Source organism: Chromatiales bacterium (assembly GCA_024234935.1).
In the GTDB taxonomy this organism is placed as follows: domain Bacteria; phylum Pseudomonadota; class Gammaproteobacteria; order Steroidobacterales.
Genome location: JACKNI010000002.1, coordinates 604,868 through 627,208 on the forward strand (window position 1 = coordinate 604,868; position 22,341 = coordinate 627,208).

Annotated in this window: 22 protein-coding genes and 1 riboswitch; of the genes, 10 read left to right on the forward strand and 12 right to left on the reverse strand. The window is 62.5% G+C overall.

Translation table 11 applies throughout. From position 1 onward, the window contains the following. From coxB to bioB, 3 genes are all read right to left on the reverse strand, one after another. The gene (gene coxB / locus H6979_08230; protein MCP5139829.1) at positions 1–816 is read right to left on the reverse strand and encodes a cytochrome c oxidase subunit II; all 816 of its coding nucleotides are present in this window, start codon (positions 814–816) and stop codon (positions 1–3) included. Positions 817–951: 135 nt separating this feature from the next. Beyond that, positions 952–1,857 (reverse strand): methyltransferase domain-containing protein, encoded by a 906-nt coding sequence (locus tag H6979_08235; protein ID MCP5139830.1) that lies wholly within the window; start codon positions 1,855–1,857, stop codon positions 952–954. A 21-nt stretch (positions 1,858–1,878) separates the two neighbouring features. After that, positions 1,879–2,865 carry a biotin synthase BioB gene (bioB, locus tag H6979_08240; GenBank protein MCP5139831.1) on the reverse strand — a complete coding sequence of 329 codons (987 nt, stop codon included), beginning with the start codon at positions 2,863–2,865 and terminating at the stop codon, positions 1,879–1,881. Between the two features lie 98 nt (positions 2,866–2,963). On the opposite strand from bioB, the gene H6979_08245 reads away from it, so the two are divergent. Then, complete coding sequence (locus H6979_08245) at positions 2,964–3,605, forward strand: ComF family protein (protein MCP5139832.1); 642 nt, start codon at positions 2,964–2,966, stop codon at positions 3,603–3,605. 47 nt (positions 3,606–3,652) lie between these two features. Here H6979_08245 and ubiA read toward each other — a convergent pair whose 3' ends face one another. From ubiA to H6979_08280, 7 genes are all read right to left on the reverse strand, one after another. Continuing rightward, positions 3,653–4,564 (reverse strand): 4-hydroxybenzoate octaprenyltransferase, encoded by a 912-nt coding sequence (gene ubiA / locus H6979_08250; protein MCP5139833.1) that lies wholly within the window; start codon positions 4,562–4,564, stop codon positions 3,653–3,655. A 52-nt stretch (positions 4,565–4,616) separates the two neighbouring features. Further along, entirely contained in the window at positions 4,617–6,701 is a 2,085-nt protein-coding gene (gene recG, locus H6979_08255; GenBank protein ID MCP5139834.1) for an ATP-dependent DNA helicase RecG, read from the reverse strand. Beyond that, entirely contained in the window at positions 6,682–7,062 is a 381-nt protein-coding gene (locus tag H6979_08260; GenBank protein ID MCP5139835.1) for a RidA family protein, read from the reverse strand. Before H6979_08260 ends, recG begins: the two co-directional genes overlap by 20 nt. A gap of 24 nt (positions 7,063–7,086) precedes the next feature. Next, positions 7,087–9,261 (reverse strand): bifunctional (p)ppGpp synthetase/guanosine-3',5'-bis(diphosphate) 3'-pyrophosphohydrolase, encoded by a 2,175-nt coding sequence (locus H6979_08265; GenBank protein MCP5139836.1) that lies wholly within the window; start codon positions 9,259–9,261, stop codon positions 7,087–7,089. Between the two features lie 68 nt (positions 9,262–9,329). Next, on the reverse strand, positions 9,330–9,629 hold the full coding sequence (rpoZ, locus tag H6979_08270; protein ID MCP5139837.1) for a DNA-directed RNA polymerase subunit omega: 300 nt from the start codon (positions 9,627–9,629) through the stop codon (positions 9,330–9,332). Between the two features lie 110 nt (positions 9,630–9,739). After that, positions 9,740–10,396, reverse strand: coding sequence for a guanylate kinase (gmk, locus tag H6979_08275; GenBank protein MCP5139838.1), 657 nt, complete (start codon positions 10,394–10,396; stop codon positions 9,740–9,742). A 5-nt stretch (positions 10,397–10,401) separates the two neighbouring features. Continuing rightward, positions 10,402–11,268: a YicC family protein gene (locus tag H6979_08280; GenBank protein MCP5139839.1), complete on the reverse strand. Its 867-nt coding sequence runs from the start codon at positions 11,266–11,268 to the stop codon at positions 10,402–10,404. A gap of 147 nt (positions 11,269–11,415) precedes the next feature. Between H6979_08280 and H6979_08285 the strand changes: the two genes are divergently transcribed. From H6979_08285 to H6979_08305, 5 genes are all read left to right on the forward strand, one after another. After that, positions 11,416–12,189 (forward strand): serine/threonine-protein phosphatase, encoded by a 774-nt coding sequence (locus tag H6979_08285; protein MCP5139840.1) that lies wholly within the window; start codon positions 11,416–11,418, stop codon positions 12,187–12,189. 37 nt (positions 12,190–12,226) lie between these two features. Beyond that, a complete protein-coding gene (gene rph / locus H6979_08290; GenBank protein MCP5139841.1) occupies positions 12,227–13,006 on the forward strand; it encodes a ribonuclease PH in 780 nt (259 codons plus the stop codon). A 22-nt stretch (positions 13,007–13,028) separates the two neighbouring features. After that, positions 13,029–13,631: an RdgB/HAM1 family non-canonical purine NTP pyrophosphatase gene (gene rdgB, locus H6979_08295; protein ID MCP5139842.1), complete on the forward strand. Its 603-nt coding sequence runs from the start codon at positions 13,029–13,031 to the stop codon at positions 13,629–13,631. A 329-nt stretch (positions 13,632–13,960) separates the two neighbouring features. Beyond that, positions 13,961–14,164: a 50S ribosomal protein L31 gene (gene rpmE / locus H6979_08300; protein ID MCP5139843.1), complete on the forward strand. Its 204-nt coding sequence runs from the start codon at positions 13,961–13,963 to the stop codon at positions 14,162–14,164. Positions 14,165–14,348: 184 nt separating this feature from the next. After that, complete coding sequence (locus H6979_08305) at positions 14,349–15,656, forward strand: citrate synthase (GenBank protein ID MCP5139844.1); 1,308 nt, start codon at positions 14,349–14,351, stop codon at positions 15,654–15,656. Positions 15,657–15,665: 9 nt separating this feature from the next. Here the strand turns inward: H6979_08305 and H6979_08310 are convergent, their stop codons facing one another. After that, on the reverse strand, positions 15,666–16,304 hold the full coding sequence (locus H6979_08310) for a hypothetical protein (GenBank protein ID MCP5139845.1): 639 nt from the start codon (positions 16,302–16,304) through the stop codon (positions 15,666–15,668). After that, positions 16,291–18,831, reverse strand: coding sequence for a penicillin-binding protein 1A (locus tag H6979_08315; protein ID MCP5139846.1), 2,541 nt, complete (start codon positions 18,829–18,831; stop codon positions 16,291–16,293). The genes H6979_08310 and H6979_08315 overlap by 14 nt, the downstream gene beginning before the upstream one ends. 53 nt (positions 18,832–18,884) lie before the next feature. Further along, positions 18,885–19,012: riboswitch (cyclic di-GMP riboswitch) on the forward strand. Positions 19,013–19,350: 338 nt separating this feature from the next. Between H6979_08315 and H6979_08320 the strand changes: the two genes are divergently transcribed. Genes H6979_08320 through H6979_08335 form a run of 4 tightly spaced genes read left to right on the forward strand, consistent with a single transcriptional unit; the run spans position 19,351 to position 22,251 of the window. Beyond that, positions 19,351–20,385: a pilus assembly protein PilM gene (locus tag H6979_08320; protein MCP5139847.1), complete on the forward strand. Its 1,035-nt coding sequence runs from the start codon at positions 19,351–19,353 to the stop codon at positions 20,383–20,385. Between the two features lies 1 nt (position 20,386). Then, on the forward strand, positions 20,387–20,995 hold the full coding sequence (locus tag H6979_08325; GenBank protein ID MCP5139848.1) for a PilN domain-containing protein: 609 nt from the start codon (positions 20,387–20,389) through the stop codon (positions 20,993–20,995). After that, positions 20,992–21,711 (forward strand): type 4a pilus biogenesis protein PilO, encoded by a 720-nt coding sequence (locus H6979_08330; GenBank protein MCP5139849.1) that lies wholly within the window; start codon positions 20,992–20,994, stop codon positions 21,709–21,711. The genes H6979_08325 and H6979_08330 overlap by 4 nt, the downstream gene beginning before the upstream one ends. An 18-nt stretch (positions 21,712–21,729) precedes the next feature. Continuing rightward, complete coding sequence (locus tag H6979_08335) at positions 21,730–22,251, forward strand: pilus assembly protein PilP (protein ID MCP5139850.1); 522 nt, start codon at positions 21,730–21,732, stop codon at positions 22,249–22,251. Positions 22,252–22,341: the final 90 nt, after the last annotated feature.

The window sequence follows — 22,341 nt, forward strand, 5'->3', positions numbered from 1 at the left end:
TCAAGTGGCCGGTGCCTGCTGGCTGGCCAGCCACGCGTCGAATTCCGCCTTCGGCAGGGCCTCGACAACAATCGGCATGAATCCGTGGTCCTTGCCGCACAGTTCGGCGCACTGCCCGCGATAGGTGCCGGGTTCGTCAATCAGGAACCAGCCTTCGTTGATGTAGCCGGGAATCGCGTCGCGCTTGACCGCGAGACTGATCACCCACCAGGCATGGTTGACGTCATTGGACGTCAGCAAATAGCGGATTTTCGTGCCCACCGGCACGACCAGCGGTTTGTCCACCTCCAGCAGGTAGTGCTCGACTTTGAACGGGTCTTGCCCCGAGTCCAGCTGGCGTGCCGTGTTGCTGGTCTGCGCCAGCGTACTGAAGAAGGAAACGTTCTGGCCGACGTATTCGTATTGCCACTTCCACTGATAGCCGGTGATCTTGATCGTCATCTCCGAATTGCGGGTGTCCTCGATGCGAATCAGTGCCGGGGCCGACTCATAGGCCAGAAAGATCAGCACCAGCGTCGGCAGGATGGTCCAGATGATCTCGGCTTTCGTACTGTGCGTGAACTTCGCTGCAACAGCGCCTTTCGATTTCCGGAAGTTGATCAGTGCGTAGATGATTACAGCAAAAACGATGACGCCGATCGCCGTGCAGACCCATAGTGCCAGCATGTGCAGATCGTAGGCATCCCGACTGATCGGTGTAACACCACGCGGCAGGTTCAGCTTCCAGGCCGCGTGCGCCGGCAAGGTGGCGACCAGCAGCAGTGCGGCGGCTATCCGGGCTGTTTGCCGGGCCAACTTCCGGGTAATAAACGGCATGCAATGCTTCCCTTGTTCGTGCGCGCCCGATCTGCGACCGCGAGGATCACCGGCTACAACCGGGTTTCTGTGCGGGCAGTCAGCGAGGGTTTATGCCGGTCTTCGAAGGCAGGCCGGCAAGTTGTTGTATCAATTCTAAATGCTACGTGATGATTTTTCATCACGCAATTGAGAAGCATTCCGGCCAGGGGGCTTTGCCCAGACCGAACCGAAGACTATTTCCAGCGTTACGGGCAGAGCGCCATCGGCATCGCGCTGCTTGCCATAAGCTGCCTCAAGTCGCTCCCAGGTCCGGCGCCCGGTGAGCCCCTGGTTCCTGCCGCTGTTCGGATTGGTGGTGCCGGTGCCGCGCAGGTCACTGGTGAGGTGGCGCAGATCCGGATAGCAAATAGTCAGGGTTTCCACATCGATCACCGGTTCGGCGAGCCCTGCCTGGAGCAGCCCGGTGCCCAGCGCTGCCATCTCCGGGAAGCGCATCACGTGAGCGCCATCGTCGACCGCCTGCCAGGCCTCGCGCAATTCACGGAAGGAGCCGGGTCCGAGCGTGGCGAAACTGAACACCCCCGGATAGCGCAGCACGCGCCGGATTTCCGCGAACAGGCTGTCCAGGGAGGTACACCAGTGGATCATCAGGCTGGAAAACACCACGTCGACCGAAGCATCGGCTAGCGGCAGCCGGCCGGCATTGCCGCAGACCACCAGCGGTGATGCGCCCTCCCGCCGGGCGGCTACCCTGAGCATGTCTTCGGTCAGATCGAGGGCGATCAGTTCGGCGGCGGGGAAGCGCGCGGCCAGCGCCGGCAGTGCCTTGCCGGTGCCGGCGCCAAGGTCGAGTACGCGCTGCGGTTCAAGCCGCAGCCACTTCAGGCGGTCCAGCAAACGGTTGCGGACCTCGGTTTGCAGGAAGTCGGCACCGTCAAAGCTGCCAGCGGCACGGGCAAAGGAGCGCTTGACCTTGTGCGCGTCGATGCCCGACGGCAGTAGCCGGATGTTATTGCCCGGGTCTGGAATGGCCCGACCTGATGTGGGAGGAACTGGCATGGGGTGCGCCTGCAGCCGCTGTCAGCTTGCGTGCGCCTCCGGCCGCATGCCCAGCCGGTCGAGCAGGCTCAAATCCCGGTCGGTGGCGGGGTTGGGCGTGGTCAGCAGGCTGTCGCCGTAGAAGATCGAGTTGGCGCCGGCGAAAAAGCACAGTGCCTGCAATTCGTCGGACATTTCCGAGCGGCCGGCCGAGAGTCGGACCCGCGAGGCCGGCATCAGGATCCGCGCCACCGCGATGACCCGCACGAAGGCCAGCGGATCGACGCTCTGGCTGGATGCCTGCAACGCGGTCGCGAGTGGAGTGCCCTCGACCTGCACGAGCTGATTGATGGGTACGCTGTCGGGATGTTGTGCGAGTGTGGCCAGCGTATGCAGGAGTTCCACCCGGTCCTGCTCGCCTTCGCCAAGGCCGATGATGCCGCCGCAGCAAACCTTCATGCCGGCATCGCGCACGGTCTTCAGTGTATCGAGCCGGTCCGCGTAGCTGCGCGTCGAAGTGATCTGCGGGTAATAAGCCGCGGAGGTATCGAGGTTATGGTTGTAATAGTCGAGTCCGGCTTCGCGCAGGGTTTCGGCCTGATCCGCGCTCAGCATGCCGAGCGTGGCGCAGGTTTCCATGCCGAGATCGTGTACGCCGCGGATCATTTCAGCGATCTTTCCGATCTGGCTGGGTTTGGGGTTGCGGTAGGCAGCGCCCATGCAAAAGCGGGTGGCGCCCCGGTCGCGTGCCGCTCGTGCGGTGCGGATTACCTCCTCGACTGGCGCGAGCGCCGAGGCGGCGAGGCCGGTGCTGTGATGCACGCTCTGCGAGCAATAGCCGCAGTCTTCGGGGCAGCCGCCGGTCTTGATGCTCATCAATGTGCTGACCTGGACCTCGGCCGGATCGAAGTGCTGCCGATGCACCGAATGTGCGCGAAACAAAAGCTCATGAAAGGGCAGCTGAAACAGTTCGGCGACTTCGGCGATGCTCCAGTCGTTACGGACAGTCGTCGGCGCTGAATCACTCATTTCCAGTCGAAGTTCCCGGTAATGCCTGCAGCCGACCGGCTGCATGGCGTGTTAATCAGGGCGGCAGTATCTGGACAGCTTGCGGGGTCTGTCAACTCATGGGCTGGGTCAAGGTTGACGAGATTCTGGACGTGTTCCTGCCCCCGCACTGCGCCCTGTGCGGGCAGTCGATCGCACGCCGGCCGTTGTGCGCCGGATGTCTTGCCGATCTGCCCTGGTTGCCGCCATATCGTGTGCCAGCCCTGCGGGGCTTCGATCGGGCGTGGTCGGCACTCGCCTATGAGTACCCGGTCGATCGCCTGATCGCCGAGGCCAAGTTCGGCAAGCAGCTGGCGGCGGCGCGGGCCCTCGGTGAACTGCTGGCCATGCGTCCGCCGGTAATGCTCCGGCCTCCGGATCTGGTTGTGCCCGTACCGCTGCACTGGCGTCGCCAGGCGGAGCGCGGCTTCAATCAGGCTGAGGAAATCGCCCGCGGCCTGTGTCGGCATCTGGACTGGCGACTGGCTCCCGGCGTCTGTCAGCGGGTACGCGCCACGCCGGCGCAATCAGCGCTCAGCGCGACCGCACGTCGTACGAACCTGCATGCTGCCTTCGCTGCTCGCCCGCTGGCGCCAGGTCTCCATGTTCTGGTGATCGATGATGTACTGACTACCGGTGCGACTGCCGAGGCTGTGGCCGGGGCGCTGCGTCGGGCGGGTGCCGCGAGCCTGGAGGTCTGGACTGTCGCCCATGCTCTTTGACCCCGCCAGCTGACGCGGAGCGCCGCTTTCAGACCGGAGGAGGTGGCTCAGGCCGGCAGGCTGAAGGTGTAGTCGAGCACGATGCCCGCAAAGATGGTCGCGCCGAACATGTTATTGGCACGAAATGCCCGTATGCACGCAGCTGGATCGCGCTCCCGGATCAGCCAGAGCTGCGTGATGAGCTGGATGGCACCGGCCAGCACGCCGGCCTGATACCAGATGCCCAGCCCGGCCTCACGCCCGGTGAGCAGCAGACCGGTGATCAGCACCAGCTGAAGCAGTCCGATGATGAATAGATCGGCGCTGCCGAACAGGATGGCCGTGGACTTCACGCCGATACGCAAATCGTCCTCCCTGTCGGCCATCGCATACATGGTGTCGTAGATCACTGCCCAGACCACCACGCTCAGCCACAGCAGCCAGGCGAGGCGCGGCACCGCCTCGGTCTCGGCGGCAAAAGCCATCGGGATACCCCAGCCAAAAGCCGCGCCAAGCAGGAATTGCGGTGCGGCCAGCCAGCGTTTGCTGAAGGGATAGATGACGGTCAGCGCCGCAGCCCCGAGTGCCAGCAGGCGCGCCAGTGGATTGAGCAACAGCAATAGCGCCAGCGCGATCAGCCCGAGCACCGCAAACAGCGCGAGTGCCTCGACGGGCGCGACCTTGCCGGCGGCGAGCGGCCGGTCGCGGGTGCGCTGCACCTTGCCGTCTATCCGCCGGTCGGCAAAGTCGTTGATCACGCAGCCGGCTGAACGCATCACGATCACGCCGCTCACGAAGACGATGAAGTCGCGTGCCTGCGGGCGTCCGCTGCCCGCAATCCAGAGCCCCCAGAGCGTTGGCCACAGCAAAAGCCAGATACCGATCGGCCGGTCGAGGCGCATGAGCCGCGCATATTGCCGGGCCTGATCGATAAGCCCTGTGCCCAGTCGGGTGATGCCGTGCAATGAATCTGAGGTCATAGGAACTCCCGGGCCAAGTCTAGCCGAGCCTGGTTCGCCGCCGGCAAGGAAATCAGACCGCGCCGTATCGGTCGCCCGTACCGATCCAGCGATGTCCGAGTTCTTCCACGGCTGGCGCTCCTGTAGCCAGCAGTGCGCGCGCGATCCGTTGCACCGCCGGCGCGAGGTCAGCATCGCGGACCAGATCGGCGACCCGCAACTGCATCAGCCCCGTCTGCCGCGTGCCAAGCACCTCACCGGGTCCGCGCAGCTCCAGATCGCGCTGTGCCACCTCAAAGCCGTCGTTGGTGGCGCGCAATACCTCCAGTCGGGCGCGCGCCATTTCGGCCAGCGGGCTTTTGTATAGCAGGACGCAGGTACTGGAGTCGCGTCCTCGCCCGACCCGCCCGCGCAGCTGATGCAGTTGTGACAGACCGAGGCGCTCGGCGTTCTCGATGATCATCAGGCTGGCACCGGGTACATCCACGCCGACCTCTATGACGGTGGTTGCGACCAGAAGCTGGAGCTCGCCGGCCACAAAGGCCTTCATCACCCGCTCCTTTTCTGTCCCGCTCATCCGCCCGTGAATCAGGCCGATGCGGATTTCAGGCAGCGCTTCGGCGAGCGCCGCTGCGGTTGGCTCGGCGGCCTGCGATTCGAGATGTTCCGATTCCTCTATCAGCGGACAGACCCAGTAGGCCTGTGCGCCGGCGAGGCAGGCGTCGCGTACGCGAGTCACCACTTCGGCACGTCGCTTGTCAGGCAAGGCGATGGTCGTGACCGGTTGCCGACCGGGCGGCAGTTCGCGGATGACCGAGGTGTCGAGATCGGCGTAGATGGTCATGGCCAGCGTGCGCGGAATCGGTGTCGCGGTCATCACCAGCTGGTGCGGGCGCGCCACATCGCTGGCGCCCTTGTCCATCAGCTGCAGCCGCTGATGGACGCCAAAGCGGTGCTGCTCATCGACGATCACCAGCGCCAGGCTGCGATAGCTGAGGTCCGACTGGAACAGCGCATGCGTACCGACTATCAGCTGTGCCGAGCCATCGGCCGCCGCTGCATGGGCCTGCTCGCGCGCACGTTTGCGCAGGCTGCCCGACAGCCAGACCACAGCGAGGCCGAGCGGCTCCAGCCAGCGCCGGAAGGTATTGCGGTGCTGCTCGGCCAGCAACTCAGTGGGCGCCATGATGGCAACCTGGTGGCCGTGCGCGATGGCCGTGAGCGCCGCTGCTGCCGCGAGCACCGTCTTGCCGCAGCCCACGTCACCCTGAACCAGGCGCATCATCGGATGGGGCTGGGCGAGATCGGTATCGATATCCGCAAGTGCGGCCCGCTGTCCGCCGGTCAGTGCGAAACCGAGGCTTTGCACGAAGCGCTCTCGCAGGCTGACGGCAGCCGGCAGTGTTGCCGGCAGGGCGATGCTGCGATCCTCGCGCGCGCGTTCACGGATCTGTCGCAGGCTCAGGTGATGCGCCAGCATTTCTTCCAGCGCGAGGCGGCGCTGGCACGGATGCATGCCAGCGCCGAGCAACTGCAGATCGGCGCCCGCGGGTGGCCGATGGACGAATTGCAGTGCATCGCGCAGTGCAGGCATGTGCAGGCCTGCAGTCTCCGCCTCCGGCAGCGCATCTGGCAGCGTATCGAGATACCGGCTCAGCGCCTGGTCGGTAAGGTCGCGGATCCGGAACTGGGCCAGGCCCTCGACCGTGGGATATACGGGTGTCAGACGGTCTTCAAGCGGTGCGGATTGGCCGGGCTGCAGTACCCGGTACTCGGGATGCACCATTTCCGGGCCCAGCGGGCCGGACCGTACTTCAGCAAAACAGAGCAATCGGGTGCCGGCGACGAGACTGTTTTGCTGGGCGCGTGAAAAATGAAAGAACCTCAGCGTCAGCTGACCGGTGCGGTCCGTAATGCGCACCAGCAGGCTGCGTCGTCCCCGAAAGGCGACGTCGGCCACGGCGATCACACCTTCGACAACCGCCCGCTGGCCGGGCCGGAGCGCGCCCAGGGCCGTCAGTCGCGTGCGGTCTTCATAGCGTTGCGGGAGCAGGAACAGCAGGTCCAGCGGCCGGCTGATGCCGAGCCGGAGCAGACGTTCTTCTGCGGCTGGTCCGACCCCGCGCAGCGAGCGGAGTTCAGGGGACGAGGATTGCATCCGCCTCGACAGCAGCGCCGCGCGGCAGGGAGGCGACACCGATGGCCGCACGGGCAGGATAGGGCTGCGTGAAGAACTCGGCCATCACTTCGTTGACGATGCCAAAGTGCGTCAGATCGGTCAGGAATACCGTGACCTTTACGGCGCTGTCCAGCGAGGTGCAGGCCTCTGCGGCGACGGCGGCCAGGTTGGTGAAGACCTGGCGGACATGCGCGCGCATATCGCCTTCGACGAGTTGCCCGGTAGCAGGATCAAGCGGTAACTGACCCGAGAGGTACACGGCGTCTCCGGCGCGGATCGCCTGCGAATAGGTGCCGATTGCAGCAGGTGCATTCTGGCTGTTGATGGCTTGTCTGGGCATGACAAATAAGACTCCGGAACAGGATCAGGTACAGGTGCGACTCAGTTTCTTCACGACTTTCATGCGCCGTATGCTGCGGATGACCTGCGCCAGCTGCTTGCGGTCGCGGACCAGGATCGAAAACAGCATCGCCGCCGAATCATCGTGGCGCTCGTCGATGGAAACCTGTTCGATGTTCGAGCCCGCATCCGCGATCCGGCTGGCAACTTCAGCGAGCACACCGGGCCGGTTGTCCACATCGATGCGTATTTCCGCAGAAAACTCCCGGTCTATGCCGGGCTGCCAGCTCACCGTTATCCACTTGTTCGGCTGCTTCCGGTATTCGCTGAGGTTGCCGCAGACGTTGCGGTGTATCACCACGCCGCGGCCGGCGCTCAGATAGCCCATGATCGCGTCGCCCGGGATCGGGTGACAGCAGCGCGCATACGACACCACCAGCCCTTCGGTGCCGGCAATGGCAATCGGTGTCGGTGCCGAAGCCGGCGCCGGAGTCGCCCCGGTGCTGCTGCCCGCGACGGCGGCGGGTTGCAGGATGGTCTTGGCGACCAGCGGTGCCAGACGCTCCCCCAGTCCGAGCTGCCTGAACAGTTCGTCGGCGCTCTTCAACTTTAGTTCGGTCAGCAGCGCCTGCATTCGTTCACTGCTTATCTTCCGCAAGGGTGTACCGGCGTCACGCATGGCCTGATCGAGCAACCGGCGACCCAGATCCTGGGCTTCGTTCTGGCGCAGGTTCTTCAGGTACTGGCGCACGGCGGTACGCGCTTTCGCGGTGACCACAAAATTGACCCAGCTCGGATTCGGTCGGGCCGTCTTGGCCGTGATGATCTCGACGGTCTGGCCATTTTCGATCTGGGTGCGCAAGGGCACCAGTCGCCGGTCGATCTTGGCGGCAACACACCGGTTGCCCACATCCGTGTGCACCGCATAGGCAAAGTCCACACAGGTTGCGCCGCGCGGCAGACGCATGATTTCGCCCTTGGGCGTGAAGATGTAGACGGCATCAGGGAACAGGTCGACCTTGACGTGCTCCATGAATTCTTCGGAGTTGGCCGAAGACTGCATCTCGTTGATGCTGGCCAGCCACTCGCGGGCACGCGCCTGCGGCGGCGGTACTTCCTGGTCGGTTTCCTTGTAATGCCAGTGGGCCGCAACACCTGTTTCGGCAACGCGCGCCATCTCGGTGGTACGTATCTGCACCTCGATCGGCGTACCGCTGGGGCCGAACAGGCTGGTGTGCAGGGACTGATAGCCATTGATGCGCGGAATCGCAATGTAATCCTTGAACCGCCCGGGCATCGGCTTGAAGATCTGGTGTACAACGCCCAGCACGCGGTAGCACTCATCCACTGAGTCGACGACGACGCGAAAGCCGAAGACATCCGCGATGTCGGCCATCGAGCGCTTCTTGGTCTCCATCTTCCGGTAGATGCTGTAAAGATGTTTCTTGCGCCCGGTCACGGTCGCGTTCAGACCCGCTTCGCGCAGCGCCCGATTGAGCTTCTCGGAAATATTCTTGACGAACTGGCGCTGGTTGCCCTCGGCCCGGCGTACGGCCTTGTCGAGTACGCGATAGCGGAACGGGTGCGCATACCGGAAGCCCAGATCCTCCAGCTCCGTCTTGAGCGAGTTCATGCCGAGGCGGTTGGCGATCGGCGCGTAGATTTCCAGGGTTTCGCGGGCGATACGGCTCTGCTTCTCCGGCGACACCGAGTCCAGGGTCTGCATGTTGTGCAGGCGGTCGGCGAGCTTGAGCAGGATCACCCGGATGTCCTGCACCATCGCGAGCATCATCTTGCGGAAGCTCTCGACCTGCATTTCGCTGCGGCTGTTGAAGTTCAGCTTCTCGAGTTTGCTGACGCCATCGACCAGCGAGGCGATCTCGGCGCCGAACTTCTGGGCGATTTCATCCTTGGCTGTTGGCGTGTCTTCGATGACATCGTGCAGAAGCGCGGCCGCGATGCTCGGGTAGTCCAGATGGAGGTCGGCAAGGATGCCGGCCACAGCGAGCGGATGCGTGATGTAGGCGTCGCCGGACTGCCGCTTTTGTCCTTCATGGCGGCTGGCGCTGAAGGCATGTGCTTCGGAAATCAGCTTGAGCTGCTGGCGGGTCAGGTAGGAGGTCTTGGCGAGCAGACCGGCCAGCCCGCTGGTGCGACGCGTCAGCGGCAGGTGATTGAGAATGGTGGCAGCGTAGTCCATGGCAGGGATTCTAGCGCCCTCCCTGCCGGCCGGCGTGGCCTCAACGGCAATTCCTGAAAATCGCCGTATCAGTCCGGCATATCATCATCCAGCTGGTCCAGCCGCAGCGGCACTTCGGCCAGTGCCATCTCGGCCTGCTCGATGGCCAGACGGTCTTCCGGTGTCTGGTCTGCTTCGGCGAGCAGATCCCGGGTTATGAGGCCTTCAGCGATTTCGCGCAGCGCGATGACCGTGGGCTTGTCGTTCTCCCGCTCGACCAGCGGCTCGGCACCGTTCGCAATGCGGCGGGCGCGCTTGGCGGCCACCAGCACCAGTTCGAACAGATTGGATACGTTCTGCAGGCTGTCTTCGACGGTAATGCGGGCCATTTGGTGTTCCTGGGTTGCGCTGCGGATGACTGGATGCAGACTCTAGCCGCGGCACAAGACGCGCCGCAATCGCTTATACCAACTTGGTCTAAGTGTGTGGGCGGACCTGCTCAGCTGGCGAGAATCGCCCGGACCGCTGCGGCGCGTTCAGGAGACTTCGTGGACAGGTGCTGTCCATGGCCCTCGATGATCGCGGTAAGGTCATCGCAGGCCTGCCGCTGGTCGGCATTGATCACGACGTAGTCAAACTCGTGCCAGTGCGCCATATCGTCGAAGGCCTGGTTGAGGCGCTGCCGGATCACGTCGTCAGAATCTGTCGCCCGGCTGCGCAAGCGGCGTTCGAGTTCGTTTGCGCTGGGCGGCATGATGAAGATCGAACAGCAGTGCGGCGCGTTCTTCCGGATCTGCCGCGCACCCTGCCAGTCGATCTCGAGCAGCACGTTCCGCCCCTCGGCGAGTATCGCATTGACCTGTGCGCGGCTGGTGCCATAGAGGTTGCCGAACACGCGGGCATGTTCCAGAAACTCGCCGGCCGCGACCATCTCCCCGAAGCGTGCCGCATCGACGAAGAAATAGTCGCGCTCCGGTACTTCGCCGGGGCGTGGCTTGCGCGTGGTGAATGACACCGAGAAGCAGAGTGCCGGGTCGCGCGCCATCAGCGCCTTGACCAGCGTGGTCTTTCCCGCGCCGGAGGGCGCAGAGAGCACGAACAGCGTGCCGGTCGTCGGCCCGCTGTTTTCCGTTTGCGGCAAATCCGGCACAGACATCAGCCTTACTCGACGTTTTGAACCTGCTCGCGAATCTGCTCGATCAGCACCTTGATATCCACGGCCTGCCTGGTCGTATCTGCGTCGGCAGACTTGGAGGCCAGGGTATTGGCCTCACGGTTGAATTCCTGCACCAGGAAATCGAGTCGGCGCCCGACCGGGATGCCGGAGCGCAGATTGCTGCGGAACTCCGCGATATGGGCGGTCAGTCTGTCCAGTTCTTCGCTGACATCAAGTTTCTGCGCGAGCAACGCGATCTCCTGCTCCAGGCGCTCGCGGTCGGCGGGGATGCCCAGTGCCTCGATACGTTCGGCCAGCCGTTCGCGGATGCGCGCCAGCACGGCGGGCAGGCGAGCGACGACAGCCGCGACACTACTTTCGATTTCGGCCAGCCGTCTCTCGAACATTTCCCCGATGCGCGCGCCTTCCCGCGCGCGGGCATCGTCGAGGTCGGTCAATGCCGCGTCAAACCCGGCGATCGCCTTCGGCAACAGGGCGGAAAAATCCTGTTCTTCCTGCTCGAGGATCCCGGGCCAGCGCAACAGTTCGAGCGGGTTCAGCGCCGCCGTATTCCGGATCTCATCGGCCAGGGCCCGCGCGTGACCGATGATCTGCCGTGCCAGCGCGAGGTTGAGCTGACTGGCCGCCTGCTGTCCCTGGGGATTCCGCAGGGTGAGGCTGGCTTCGATGCGGCCGCGTCCCAGCCGCGCAGCCGCCAGCTGCCGCACTTCGTTCTCGATGGGCCGGAACAGCTCAGGCAGCCTGAGCTGGACTTCGAGGTAGCGGTTATTTACCGAGCGCAGCTCCCAGAGCAGGACACCCTGAGGGGTAGCGGTATCGGACTGTGCGAAACCCGTCATGCTGCGGATCAAGTGCGGTACTCCGGCTGAAAATGGCTGGCCCAGTATATGGGCTATGGCTGTGCCTCTGCTTTATGGCAAAGATTGTGTGCATCGCCGTGGGGCGGCGCTTAGACTGTCATGCGCAGCGGTACATTGTAGTTCCGCACCCCAGTTTTCTTGTACACATGGGCTTTTCCGGGTGAGGTCGCCTTGCGAGTCGAGTATGCAGATCTGAGCCTGATCGGTAATCGGGAAGAAAATCAGGACCGGGTTCTGGTTATTGCGGGAGAGAAGTCGGTATTGCTCATCGCCATAGACGGCATGGGCGGCCATTCCGACGGGGCCGGCGCAGCAAAGCTCGCCGCCGAAACCATCCGGGATGCCTTTGGCCGTATCCGGCATCCGGTTTTCGATCCGATCGGTTTTCTGCATCTGGCCATCGGACGGGCACATGCCAATCTCGTGCTGCTGGGCGCGAGCCTGTCCATGGAGGCGCGTCCGCGCGCGACCTGTGCACTATGCCTCGTGCAGGACGGCACCGCATTTTTTGCCCACGTCGGCGACAGCCGGGTTTATCACCTCCGCGAAGGCAAGGTGCTGGAGCGTACCCGGGATCACAGCCATGTGGAGCTCCTGCTCCAGGACGGCGTCATCACAGAGGCGGATATCGCGGCACATCCGATGCGCAACTACGTGGAGTGCTGTCTGGGCGGCGATACCTGGTTGCCGGGCATGACGATCACGCGCCAGAAGCGCCTTGAGCGTGGCGATATTCTGGTCGCCTGTTCTGACGGGCTGTGGTCCGGACTCGGCGATGAGCGGCTGGCCAGCCTGGGTACGGATGGCGAGGCGCTCGCTGCCGGTCTGCGCCGCATCGGCGAACAGTCGGTACGCATCAGCAGCCCGCACAGCGACAACACATCTGCAGTTGCGCTGCGTTTTCTGGAATGAGCTGAAGCCCGCAAGGGGCACACGAGGACTGGATCAGATGCCTGAGACGGATATATCGCCGCGGCCGAGTCGCCGTCTGGCTGCCGAAATGCGCCCGGTCAGTTTTACGACCGGCTTTACCCGCCACGCCGAGGGTTCCGTGCTGGCGAGTTTCGGCGACACGCGCGTGCTCTGTACCGCCAGCGTCGAATCCGGCGTACCAGCCTTTCTGCGCAATACGGGGCGTGGCTGGATTACCGCCGAATACGGCATGCTGCCGCGCTCGACACACAGCCGCATGCGTCGCGAATCAGCGCAGGGCAAGCAGAGTGGCAGAACCCTCGAAATCCAGCGCCTTATCGGCCGCTCGCTGCGTGCGGCAGCCAATCTCGAAGCGCTCGGTGAGCGGACGATCACTCTCGATTGCGATGTCTTGCAGGCCGATGGTGGTACGCGAACCGCCGCGATCTCGGGCAGCTTTCTGGCGCTGTCGATTGCGATCGAATCGCTGCTGCGCAATCGTGCCATCGCGACCAGCCCGCTGCACGGCCAGGTCGCCGCCGTGTCGGTCGGAATCTTCCGTGGCCAGCCGGTTCTGGATCTCGACTACGCCGAAGATGCTGCCGCCGAAACCGATATGAACGTCGTGATGAATGAAGCCGGAAGTTTCATCGAGGTGCAGGGTACCGCCGAGGGGCATGCTTTCCGCCGCGATGAACTCAACACGCTGCTCGACCTTGCAGCGACCGGCATCCGCGAGATCATGGTGGCGCAGACGGCTGCGATCGATGACTGGCGCGTCCGGCAGAAGCCCGGCAACCAGGGGCGGACCGGCTGAGGTCGAGTCCGGCGGGTGAAACATGTCAGCGCCACGCAAGCTGGTACTGGCCAGTGGCAATCCCGGCAAGATCCGTGAGTTCCAGCAGCTACTCGGTTCCGGCTGGCAGCTGATCGCGCAATCCGCGCTCGGCGTTGATCCGGCTGCGGAGACCGGCACGAGCTTCTGCGCAAATGCGTTGCTGAAGGCCCGGCATGCCTCCGCGGTAACAGGGCTGCCGGCTCTCGCGGATGATTCAGGTATTGAAGTCGATGCCCTGAACGGCGCACCCGGCGTCTATTCCGCCAGGTACGCTGGTGCCGACGCCCTCGATACGGCCAACAATGAAAAGCTGCTTGCCGAACTGGCTGGCGTACCCGTCGCACAGCGCACGGCGCGGTATCGCTGCTGCCTGGTTTTCGTGCGCGATGCGGATGATGAATCACCCTTGGTTGCGGAAGGCGTCTGGGAGGGAAGAGTTGCCGAAAGCTGTCGCGGCACGGAAGGCTTCGGTTACGACCCGGTGTTCATCGATCTTGAGAGCGGAAAACACGCCGCCAGCATGGATCCGGCCGAAAAGAACCGGCGCAGCCATCGCCGGGCGGCGCTGCGACGGCTGCAGGAGGTGCTGTCAAAGCTGGACTGAGTCGCTGCCGCGGCAGCTCTTATGCACAAGGCGGCGGGAGGGGTCAAATATCATGGGGATAGAGTCGTGGTATTAAGTTCGGTACCTATCAATGCGCGTTAGGCCATTGTTTTCAAAAGACTTGTTGTTTTGGCTATTTCTTCGCCAAAACAACAGCTTTCCGCGGGTCGCATCAGCCGCAGCCGCATGAAATCAATGTCTCCACAGAGTTATCCACAGCTTTTGTGGATAACATCCCGGCTTGCCATGGGGAAGGCTAGTCGCTATTCTTCGGCGCCCTTTGGCCGTACCGGTCTTCGGGCGAATCCCCACCAGCGGTGCCAGCGATCATGAAAGCCGACATACATCCCGCCTACGCGGAAATCAAAGTAGCCTGCAGCTGCGGCAACGAATTCCTTACCCGGTCCACGCTTGGACGCGATCTGAGTATCGAGGTTTGTTCTGCCTGTCATCCGTTCTATACCGGCAAGCAGAAAATGCTGGATACCGCCGGACGGGTTGACAAGTTCCGCCGCAAATACGCTCGCGCCTGATTTCAGCCGCGCCGTTTTTTTTCAGCACCCTCAAACGCTGACATCCCGCGATGACCTGCACCGGCTCGTGCATGGTCTGGTCTCGTTCCCTATAATGTGGCGCTGTTTGGTCCCGGTGCTGTCTAGGCGGTACGGCGGCTGAACTTCGTCGTCGCAATACAAACCTGGGAGCCGGATAAATCACATGAGCGACGCTAACCAGAACGGACGAAGCTATATCGTCAGGGAGACCAGCTCGGGCAAGGAGTTTGAACTCGCAGCGCGTTCCGGAACCACGGGCCCGGATGTCGTCGATATCCGCAGCCTGTTCACCTCCCAGGGCCTGTTTACATACGATCCCGGTTACGGCTCAACTGCCAGTTGCGAAAGCAAGATCACCTATATCGACGGCGACAAGGGCATCCTCATGTACCGGGGATACCCGGTCGAGCAGCTGGCCAGCAAGAGTTCCTTCATTGAAGTGGCATGGCTGCTGTTGTATGGCGATCTGCCTACGCGGACCCAGCTGGCTGAATTTGATCGCTCCATTCGCACCCATACGATGCTGAACGAGACCATCCTGCGTCTCTTCAACGGCTTTCACTACGACGCACATCCGATGGCCATGGTTACCGGCGTGGTCGGATCGATGTCTGCTTTCTACCATGACACCACGGACATCCACGATCCGCGCCATCGCGATATCTTCGCGCACCGGATCATCGCCAAGTTGCCGACGATTGCGGCGGCTGCCTACAAGCATTCCCTGGGCCAGCCCTTTACCTATCCGCGCAACGACCTGAACTACTGCTCGAACCTGCTGCACATGTTCTTTGCGGTGCCGGCAGAGGACTATCACATCGATCCCGTCGCCGCGGAAGCCCTCGACCTGCTGTTTATCCTGCATGCTGACCATGAACAGAATTGCAGCACCTCGACGGTGCGCATGGCGGGCAGTTCGGGCGCCAATCCCTACTCTGCTATAGCGGCCGGTATCTCGGCGCTTTGGGGGCCTGCGCATGGCGGGGCCAATGAAGCCGTACTCAAGATGCTCGAAGAGATCGGTACGGTTGCCAATATCCCGAAGTACATCGCCAGGGCGAAGGACAAGGACGATCCGTTCCGTCTGATGGGTTTCGGTCATCGCGTGTACAAGAACCATGACCCGCGGGCGACGATCATCCGTGAGACCTGTCACAAGGTGCTTGCGCGTCTGGGCCGGAACCAGCCGCTCTTCGATCTGGCCCTGCAGCTGGAAGAGATCGCGCTGAAGGATCCCTACTTCATCGAAAAGAAGCTCTACCCGAACGTCGACTTCTACTCCGGCGTCATCTATCGGGCGCTGGGTATACCCAAGTCCATGTTCACCGTGATGTTTGCCATCGCGCGGACCGTTGGCTGGGTGGCGCACTGGCGGGAAATGATCACCGATCCGGATGGGCGTATTGGCCGGCCGCGCCAGCTCTATACGGGCCCTACGCGCCGCGACTATCTGGACGTCAGCAAGCGCTGAGTACGCTGCTCAGCCTGAGGTTGATGCACCCGGTTCCGCCGGCGGTTCCAGCAGCGCCGCCAGTTCGCGGATACCTGCCCGTCGCATGGGGTGCCCGTCTACGGGGCTCAGCGGCGCATGGCCTCGCAGACGCACCGGGAATACCGTGCTGCTGAAATCGCAGCCATGTGCGCTGAAGCGATAGCCGGGAAACTGTTCCACCTTGTCGTGGCGGAGCCGATGACGCCGGGCGGTTATCCGGTAGCCGAGCCCCAGTGACTCCAGGCTGGTACCGACTGCTTCGGTGGTATCGCTGAACAGATGCAGATCAACGCTGCTATGAATCGTGGCGTTGCCGCTCAGTACATCGCCTACGAGTCGCGGCCGGTAACTGTCGAGGTCGCGCATCAGTTCAAAGGCTGCCTGGCGCAGTGTCGAGAGCAGCTCCGGAAGTGTTTCGCCGTGAAAGATCCGGTTGCGCTCGGCGAGCGCAGCCTCTATCTCGGTATTGTCTGGCAGGTGGGCCCGTCGTCCCAGCCCGAGGCGCGCCGCTGCCTTGGCCTTGGCGCTGCGAAAATCGAGCAGGCCTTCTTCCTGGATTATCCGCGCCGCTTCAACGGCGAGAGCCAGGCGCTGATGATCCGGACGGTCACGGTCAGAAAATCTCATTCTCGTTTCCCGCTGGCGCAGCCTGCTGCCCGCGGCCTGTTGCCAGGCTGCTGGCAGCATCCAGTATTTCGAGGTCGGATTCGCGAAACAGTTCAAACATGCTGCCGGGCTCGCCTGAGGACGCCAGCATTCCGGTTTCGGCGGAAATGCGTGCGGTCACGATGCCTGGCGGTCGCGGTAGCGGTGTCTCCGGTACGCCGTGCAAGGCATCGGCCATGAAGTACAACCACATGGGCAGTGCGGTCCGGCCGCCTTCCTCACGAGGTCCAAGGCTTCGCTCCTGATCAAAGCCCACCCAGGCAGTGGCGACCAGCTGGCCGTTGAAGCCGCTGAACCACGCATCGCGGCGGTCATTCGAGGTTCCGGTCTTTCCTGCGATATCTTCACGGCCAAGCGCGCGAGCGCGTACGCCGGTGCCGCGCCTGATCACGTCGCGCATCATGTCGTAGACCAGGTAGGCATTCTCGGCGGTGATGATCCGTGGTGCCCGGCGGGCGGCCGACATGAACTCCGGCGCTTCGATTGCCGTCGGGTGCCAGGTCCCGGCATGCGCGATCATCTCTTCCGCATCCAGGTAAGCGGGAATCTCCGGACCTGTCCTGGTCTGCACGGGCGTTGCGTCGACACTGGTTTCAGCCTGCGGCCTGTTCGGGCCGAACCAGCGTGGCGCACAGCTCGCGCAGACCATTCGGGTGGGCGCCTGGAAAATCACCGTCCCGTAGGCATCCTCGATCCGCTCGATCAGGTAGGGCTCGACGCGATAGCCGCCATTCGCGAAGACTGCGAAGCCGGCGGCCATGTCCCGTGGTGTGGCTTCACCACTGCCGAGTGCCATGGTCGGGTTTGGCGGCATGGCGCTGTCCGGCAGGCCGAATGGCCGGATGTAATTGATTGCCCTGGCAACGCCGACACTCAGCAGAACGCGGATGGTGACCAGATTCAGGGATTTGACCAGCCCTTCGCGTAGCCGGGTAGGGCCGTAAAACTGCCCGGAATTATTCTGTGGCCGCCATTCGTCGGCATCGGTGCCGGTGTTCTCAAACACCACTGGTGCATCGTTGACGATCGTCGCCGGCGTGAAACCGTTCTCCAGCGCAGCGGAGTAGACAAATGGCTTGAATGACGAGCCTGGCTGGCGTTTTGCCTGCACTGCCCGGTTGAACTTGCTGGCAAAGAAATCGTAGCCGCCAGCCAGTGCCACGATCGCGCCATCCATCGGGTCCAGCGCAACCAGCGCACCCTGTACCTCCGGCAATTGTGCGAGCAGCCAGCCACGGCTGACGGTACGCAGCAGATAGACGATATCGCCGGTCGACACGATCTCCGCAACGGCGTTCTGGGCCGGGCCGACGCTCGCGTCATCCACATAGCGTCGCCACTTCAGGTTGGCCCACGGTATGGTGACCAGGCCCACGTCGTGTATGTACAGTGTTGCCGAGTTGTCCGGGTGCAGGCGCGTCACCAGGGCCGGGTAAAGATCCGGATGCACCGGGTATGCGTCCAGCAGCTGCTGTCGTCCCGCATCGTCTGTCGGCAGGGCCTTGTCCACATGGGCAATGGGACCGCGGTACCCGTGTCGCCGGTCGTACTCCAGCAAGGCAGTGCGCAGTGCGCGGTCCGCGCTGTTCTGCAGATGGCTGTCGATGGTCGTGGTTACCCGGTAGCCCTGGCTGGTGATGTCCGTGCCGAAACGGGTCACCATTTCAGCTCGCACCATTTCCGCGATATAGGGCGCATCGAGCTCGGCCGCGGGTACGTGCAGCTGCGACTCGACCGGTGTGGCGAGCGCTTTCCGGTATGCAATCTCGTCGATGAACTCAAGTTCCAGCATCCGGCGCAACACATAGGCTCGGCGTTCCCCTGCACGTACCGGGTCAGACACCGGGTTCAGCAACGAGGGTGCCTTGGGTATGCCGGCGATGGTTGCAGCTTCCGCCACAGACAGCTGATCGAGCGGTTTGCCAAAATAGACTTCAGCTGCCGCCGCGATACCGTAAGCGCGCTGGCCGAAGAAAATCTTGTTGAGGTAAAGGGCGAGGATCTCTTCCTTGCTGAAGGCCTGCTCGATCTTCAGCGCCAGCAGAAGTTCCTTGGCCTTGCGTACGAAGGTGCGTTCGGGACTCAAAAAATAGGCCCGCGCAAGTTGCTGGGTGATGGTGCTTCCGCCCTGCGTCCGGCTGCCGGTCAGTACGAGGTGGCTGCCCGCACGCATCAGACCTTCATAGTCAAAACCCGGATGTTCAAAGAAGCGGTCGTCTTCTGCGGCAAGCACGGCCTGCACGACCACCGCCGGAATCTCGCTGTAGCGGACCGGAATGCGGCGGTACTCTCCGAGCTGCGCAATGAGACGTGCGTCACGGGAATAGATGCGCAGTGGTACCTGCAGTGGAACGTCCTGCATGTGCTCGACAGAAGGCAGGCCTGGCGAAAGAAAATACCAGGCTGTACCGGCGGTTACGCCACCGGCGATGGCACCGGTAAGCACGATGCCGAGCAGTGCCAGCAGGACTCGAATCAGAAATTTCATTGAGAAGCGGGAAAGGTACCTTGCGCGGCCGGTAACGATTATGCATATTGGCCGCGGTTTTTGGGCAAACCTACTGAAAGGTGGGGACGCAAAGCTACCGGTCTACGGGACTGCTTGAGGAATTGCGCCGTGTTTGGGCGCCGCCGCAAGCGCAGGATCCTACGACAGCGGGGCCGCCAGATTACGGATTTTCTGCTGTATCCGTCATCTGTACCCTCTGCGTACGACTCTTCTGTGCTTGCCGGTTCGGGTGCGATCCAGATCGTGACCCGCGGCCAGAGCGCGCTGTTCCCCATGCATTGCTTATCCGCTGATCGGGCTTCTGGATCGGAAGCGTCGCAGTCTGCCTTCGCCGGTTGATGGCAGCGGTGTTTCTGAACAGGTGACGGTCGTCACATCGCGTTTCTATCGGCAGTGATATATGGTTAAATGCAATTCGTGACGTGCCGAAGACTTTGTTCGCGCAACTTCCGGGTTTAGAAGGGAAAAGCTGTGCTTTTCGGTTCACGTTCCAGGCCTCTGATTGGCCTTGACATAACAACTTCATCGATCAAGCTCGTTGAGTTGTCTCAGAGCGGCAAGACTTTCCGTGCGGAGAGCTATGCTGCGGAGCCAACGCCACCTAACTCGATCAACGAGAAAACGATCGTCGATGCGCCGGCCGTGGGCGAGGCCATTCGCCGCGCGGTCAAGCGTGCGGGCACCAGCTCGAAAGATGCGGCCATCGCGATCGGCGGCGATGCCGCCATCACCAAGATCATCCAGATGCCACGGCGCTTCACCGCGCGTGAGCTCGAAGGCCAGGTGGAGATCCAGGCCGATCAGTACATTCCCTTCCCGATGGAAGAGGTCAGTTTTGATTTCGAGGTGATGGGGCCTTCGGCAACGGATCCCGAAATGCTCGACATCCTGCTGGTCGCAACCCGTACCGAGAATGTCGATCAGCGAAAAGCCGCAGTCGAAGCAGCGGGTCTTGTGGCCCGCGTCGTCGACGTGGAGCCTTTTGCGCTCGAGAACGCCTGCCACCTGCTCATGCACCAGATGCCGGACGGAGGCATGCAGCATCAGATCGCCATCGTCGATTTCGGTGCCAGCAACACAACCTTCAGCGTCCTGCAGGACATGCGGGTCATATACACGCGCGACTTCTCCTTCGGCGGGCAGCAGCTCACCGAGGAAATCATGCGCACCTATGGCCTCAGCCTCGAAGATGCAGGGCGCGCCAAGAAAGAGGGCGGACTGCCGGGGAACTACCAGCCCGAAGTGCTGGACCCGTTCATGGATGACATGACCCAGCAGGTCAGCCGTTCGCTGCAGTTCTTCCTCGCGTCCGGCGGCGGTCGCGAGCAGCCTGACCAGATTCTGGTCTGCGGTGGCTGCGCAAACATACCGGGTGTTGCAGACGTCATCTCAAGCAAGGTCGGCATACCAACCGAGATCGGTGATCCACTCGGCCAGATGAAGATCTCCAGCCGGGCCAAATCACAGGGTATCCGCAAGGACTCCACTGCACTGCTGACCGCATGTGGGCTCGCGCTTCGGAGTTTCGACTGATATGCCACGCATAAACCTATTGCCCTGGCGCGATGAACTGCGCACCAAGCGGCGCAACCAGTTCTTTATCGGCCTGGGTGCGGCCGTCGCCGCTGCCGGCCTGGTGATTCTCGTCTCGAACCTCGTCATGGACGGGGTGGTCAGCAACCAGCAGGCCCGCAACAAGCTGCTCGAAGACGAGATCAAGCTGCTCGATGGACGCATAGCCGAGATCCTCGATCTTGAAGCCAAGAAAGAGCGGCTGCTGGCGCGCATGGAAATCATCGAGCAGCTCCAGCGCAGCCGGCCGGAAATCGTGCATGTCTTCGAGGAGCTGGTGAGGACGTTGCCTGACGGTGTGCGCCTGACCTCGGTGAAGCAGTCCGGCAAGCGCGTGGAAATCCGCGGTGATGCCGAATCGAATACCCGTGTATCCGCCTTCATGCGCAATCTCGACAAGTCACCATGGTTCACGCAGCCTGACCTTGAGGTCGTTGAGGTGCGTGAGGCAGGAGCGAAAAACAAGAAGGGCGTGCCGCAGGAGACCGGCGAGTTTGCCGGTCGCTCATCGCAGTTTGTGGTGACGGCCAGCCAGGTGTCCAAGGCGGATGATGAGGGGGTCGCAAAATGAACTTCCTTGACGATCTCCGCAACCTGGATATCAACGACATCGGCCGCTGGCCGTTCCCGATCCAGGCATTCTTCATCGCGCTGCTGTTCGTGATTGCCGGTGCCGGCGGTTTCTGGACCTTTGTCTGGCAAAACCAGATGCCGAGACTCGAAAAAGCGCAGGCCGAAGAGCGTGAGCTGCGCAGTACCTTCGAGAGCAAGCAACGCAAGGCAGCCAATTTCACTGCGTACAAGGCGCAGCTTGCCGAAATTGAGCGCTCCTTCGGCACGATGCTCCGGCAGTTGCCCGGCAAGACTGAAATCCCCAATCTGCTGGTGGACATCTCCCAGACCGGCCGCGGTGCCGGCCTGCAGGAAGAGCTGTTCCAGCCGGCAGAAGAAGTCCGCAAGGATTTCTACGCGGAAAAGCCCATCAAGATCCGCCTGTCAGGCTCATATCATGAGTTCGGCCGCTTCGTGAGCGACATCGCTGCGCTACCCCGTATCGTGACGCTGCACGATATCGAGATCACACCCAAGGGCAAGAACCCTGGCTTTGACGAGCTGGTCCTCAACGTCACCGCGAAAACCTATCGCTATCTGGATGAGGAGGAGTTGCAGGCTGCGGCGGATGCCGAGGCTGCAGCCAAGGGGCCGCGCGGCAAGAAATCCCGAACGACCCGCGAGAACAGCAAGGGCATAAAGCCGGCCAAGGCGAAGTCGGGGAAGAAAGGCTAGATGATCAGGGTTCTATCCATGCTGTACAGCTTTCGCTTCCGGCAGGCCGGTGCCGGGATCCTGCTCGCATCCGCACTGCTCACCGGCTGCGGTGGCAGCAAGTCGGATCTTGAAAAGTACATCGACACGGTCAAGGCGCGGCCGGGTGGCCGCATTGAAGCCTTGCCGCAGGTCAAGCCATACGAGACCTTCAGCTACGCGGCCGAGTCGCTGCGTTCGCCGTTCGTCCCGGACCAGCCGCAGGGTCGCGCAGGTATAACGGGTCCGCGTCCGGATTCGGCCCGCCCCAAGGAGTATCTGGAGCAGTTCCCGCTCGATACGCTTTCAATGGCAGGCACGCTGAGTCAGGGCAAGGCTACTTACGGCTTGGTGCAGACCAGAGACGGTTTGCTGCACAAGGTTCTGCCCGGCAACTATATCGGCCAGTACGACGGCCGCGTCGTTGCCGTGACGCAAGCAGAGATCCAGGTTGAGGAATTGGTGCCGGATGGCATGGGTGGCTTCTACAAACGGTCGGCCTCTATCGCGCTTGGAAATTGAGGCGGGGTTTCCGTGCCCGCACGGCGGGCCACGGAATTTGAGTTGCCGACGCAAGAATATGGTTGGGAGTACGGGATGATGAGCACGACC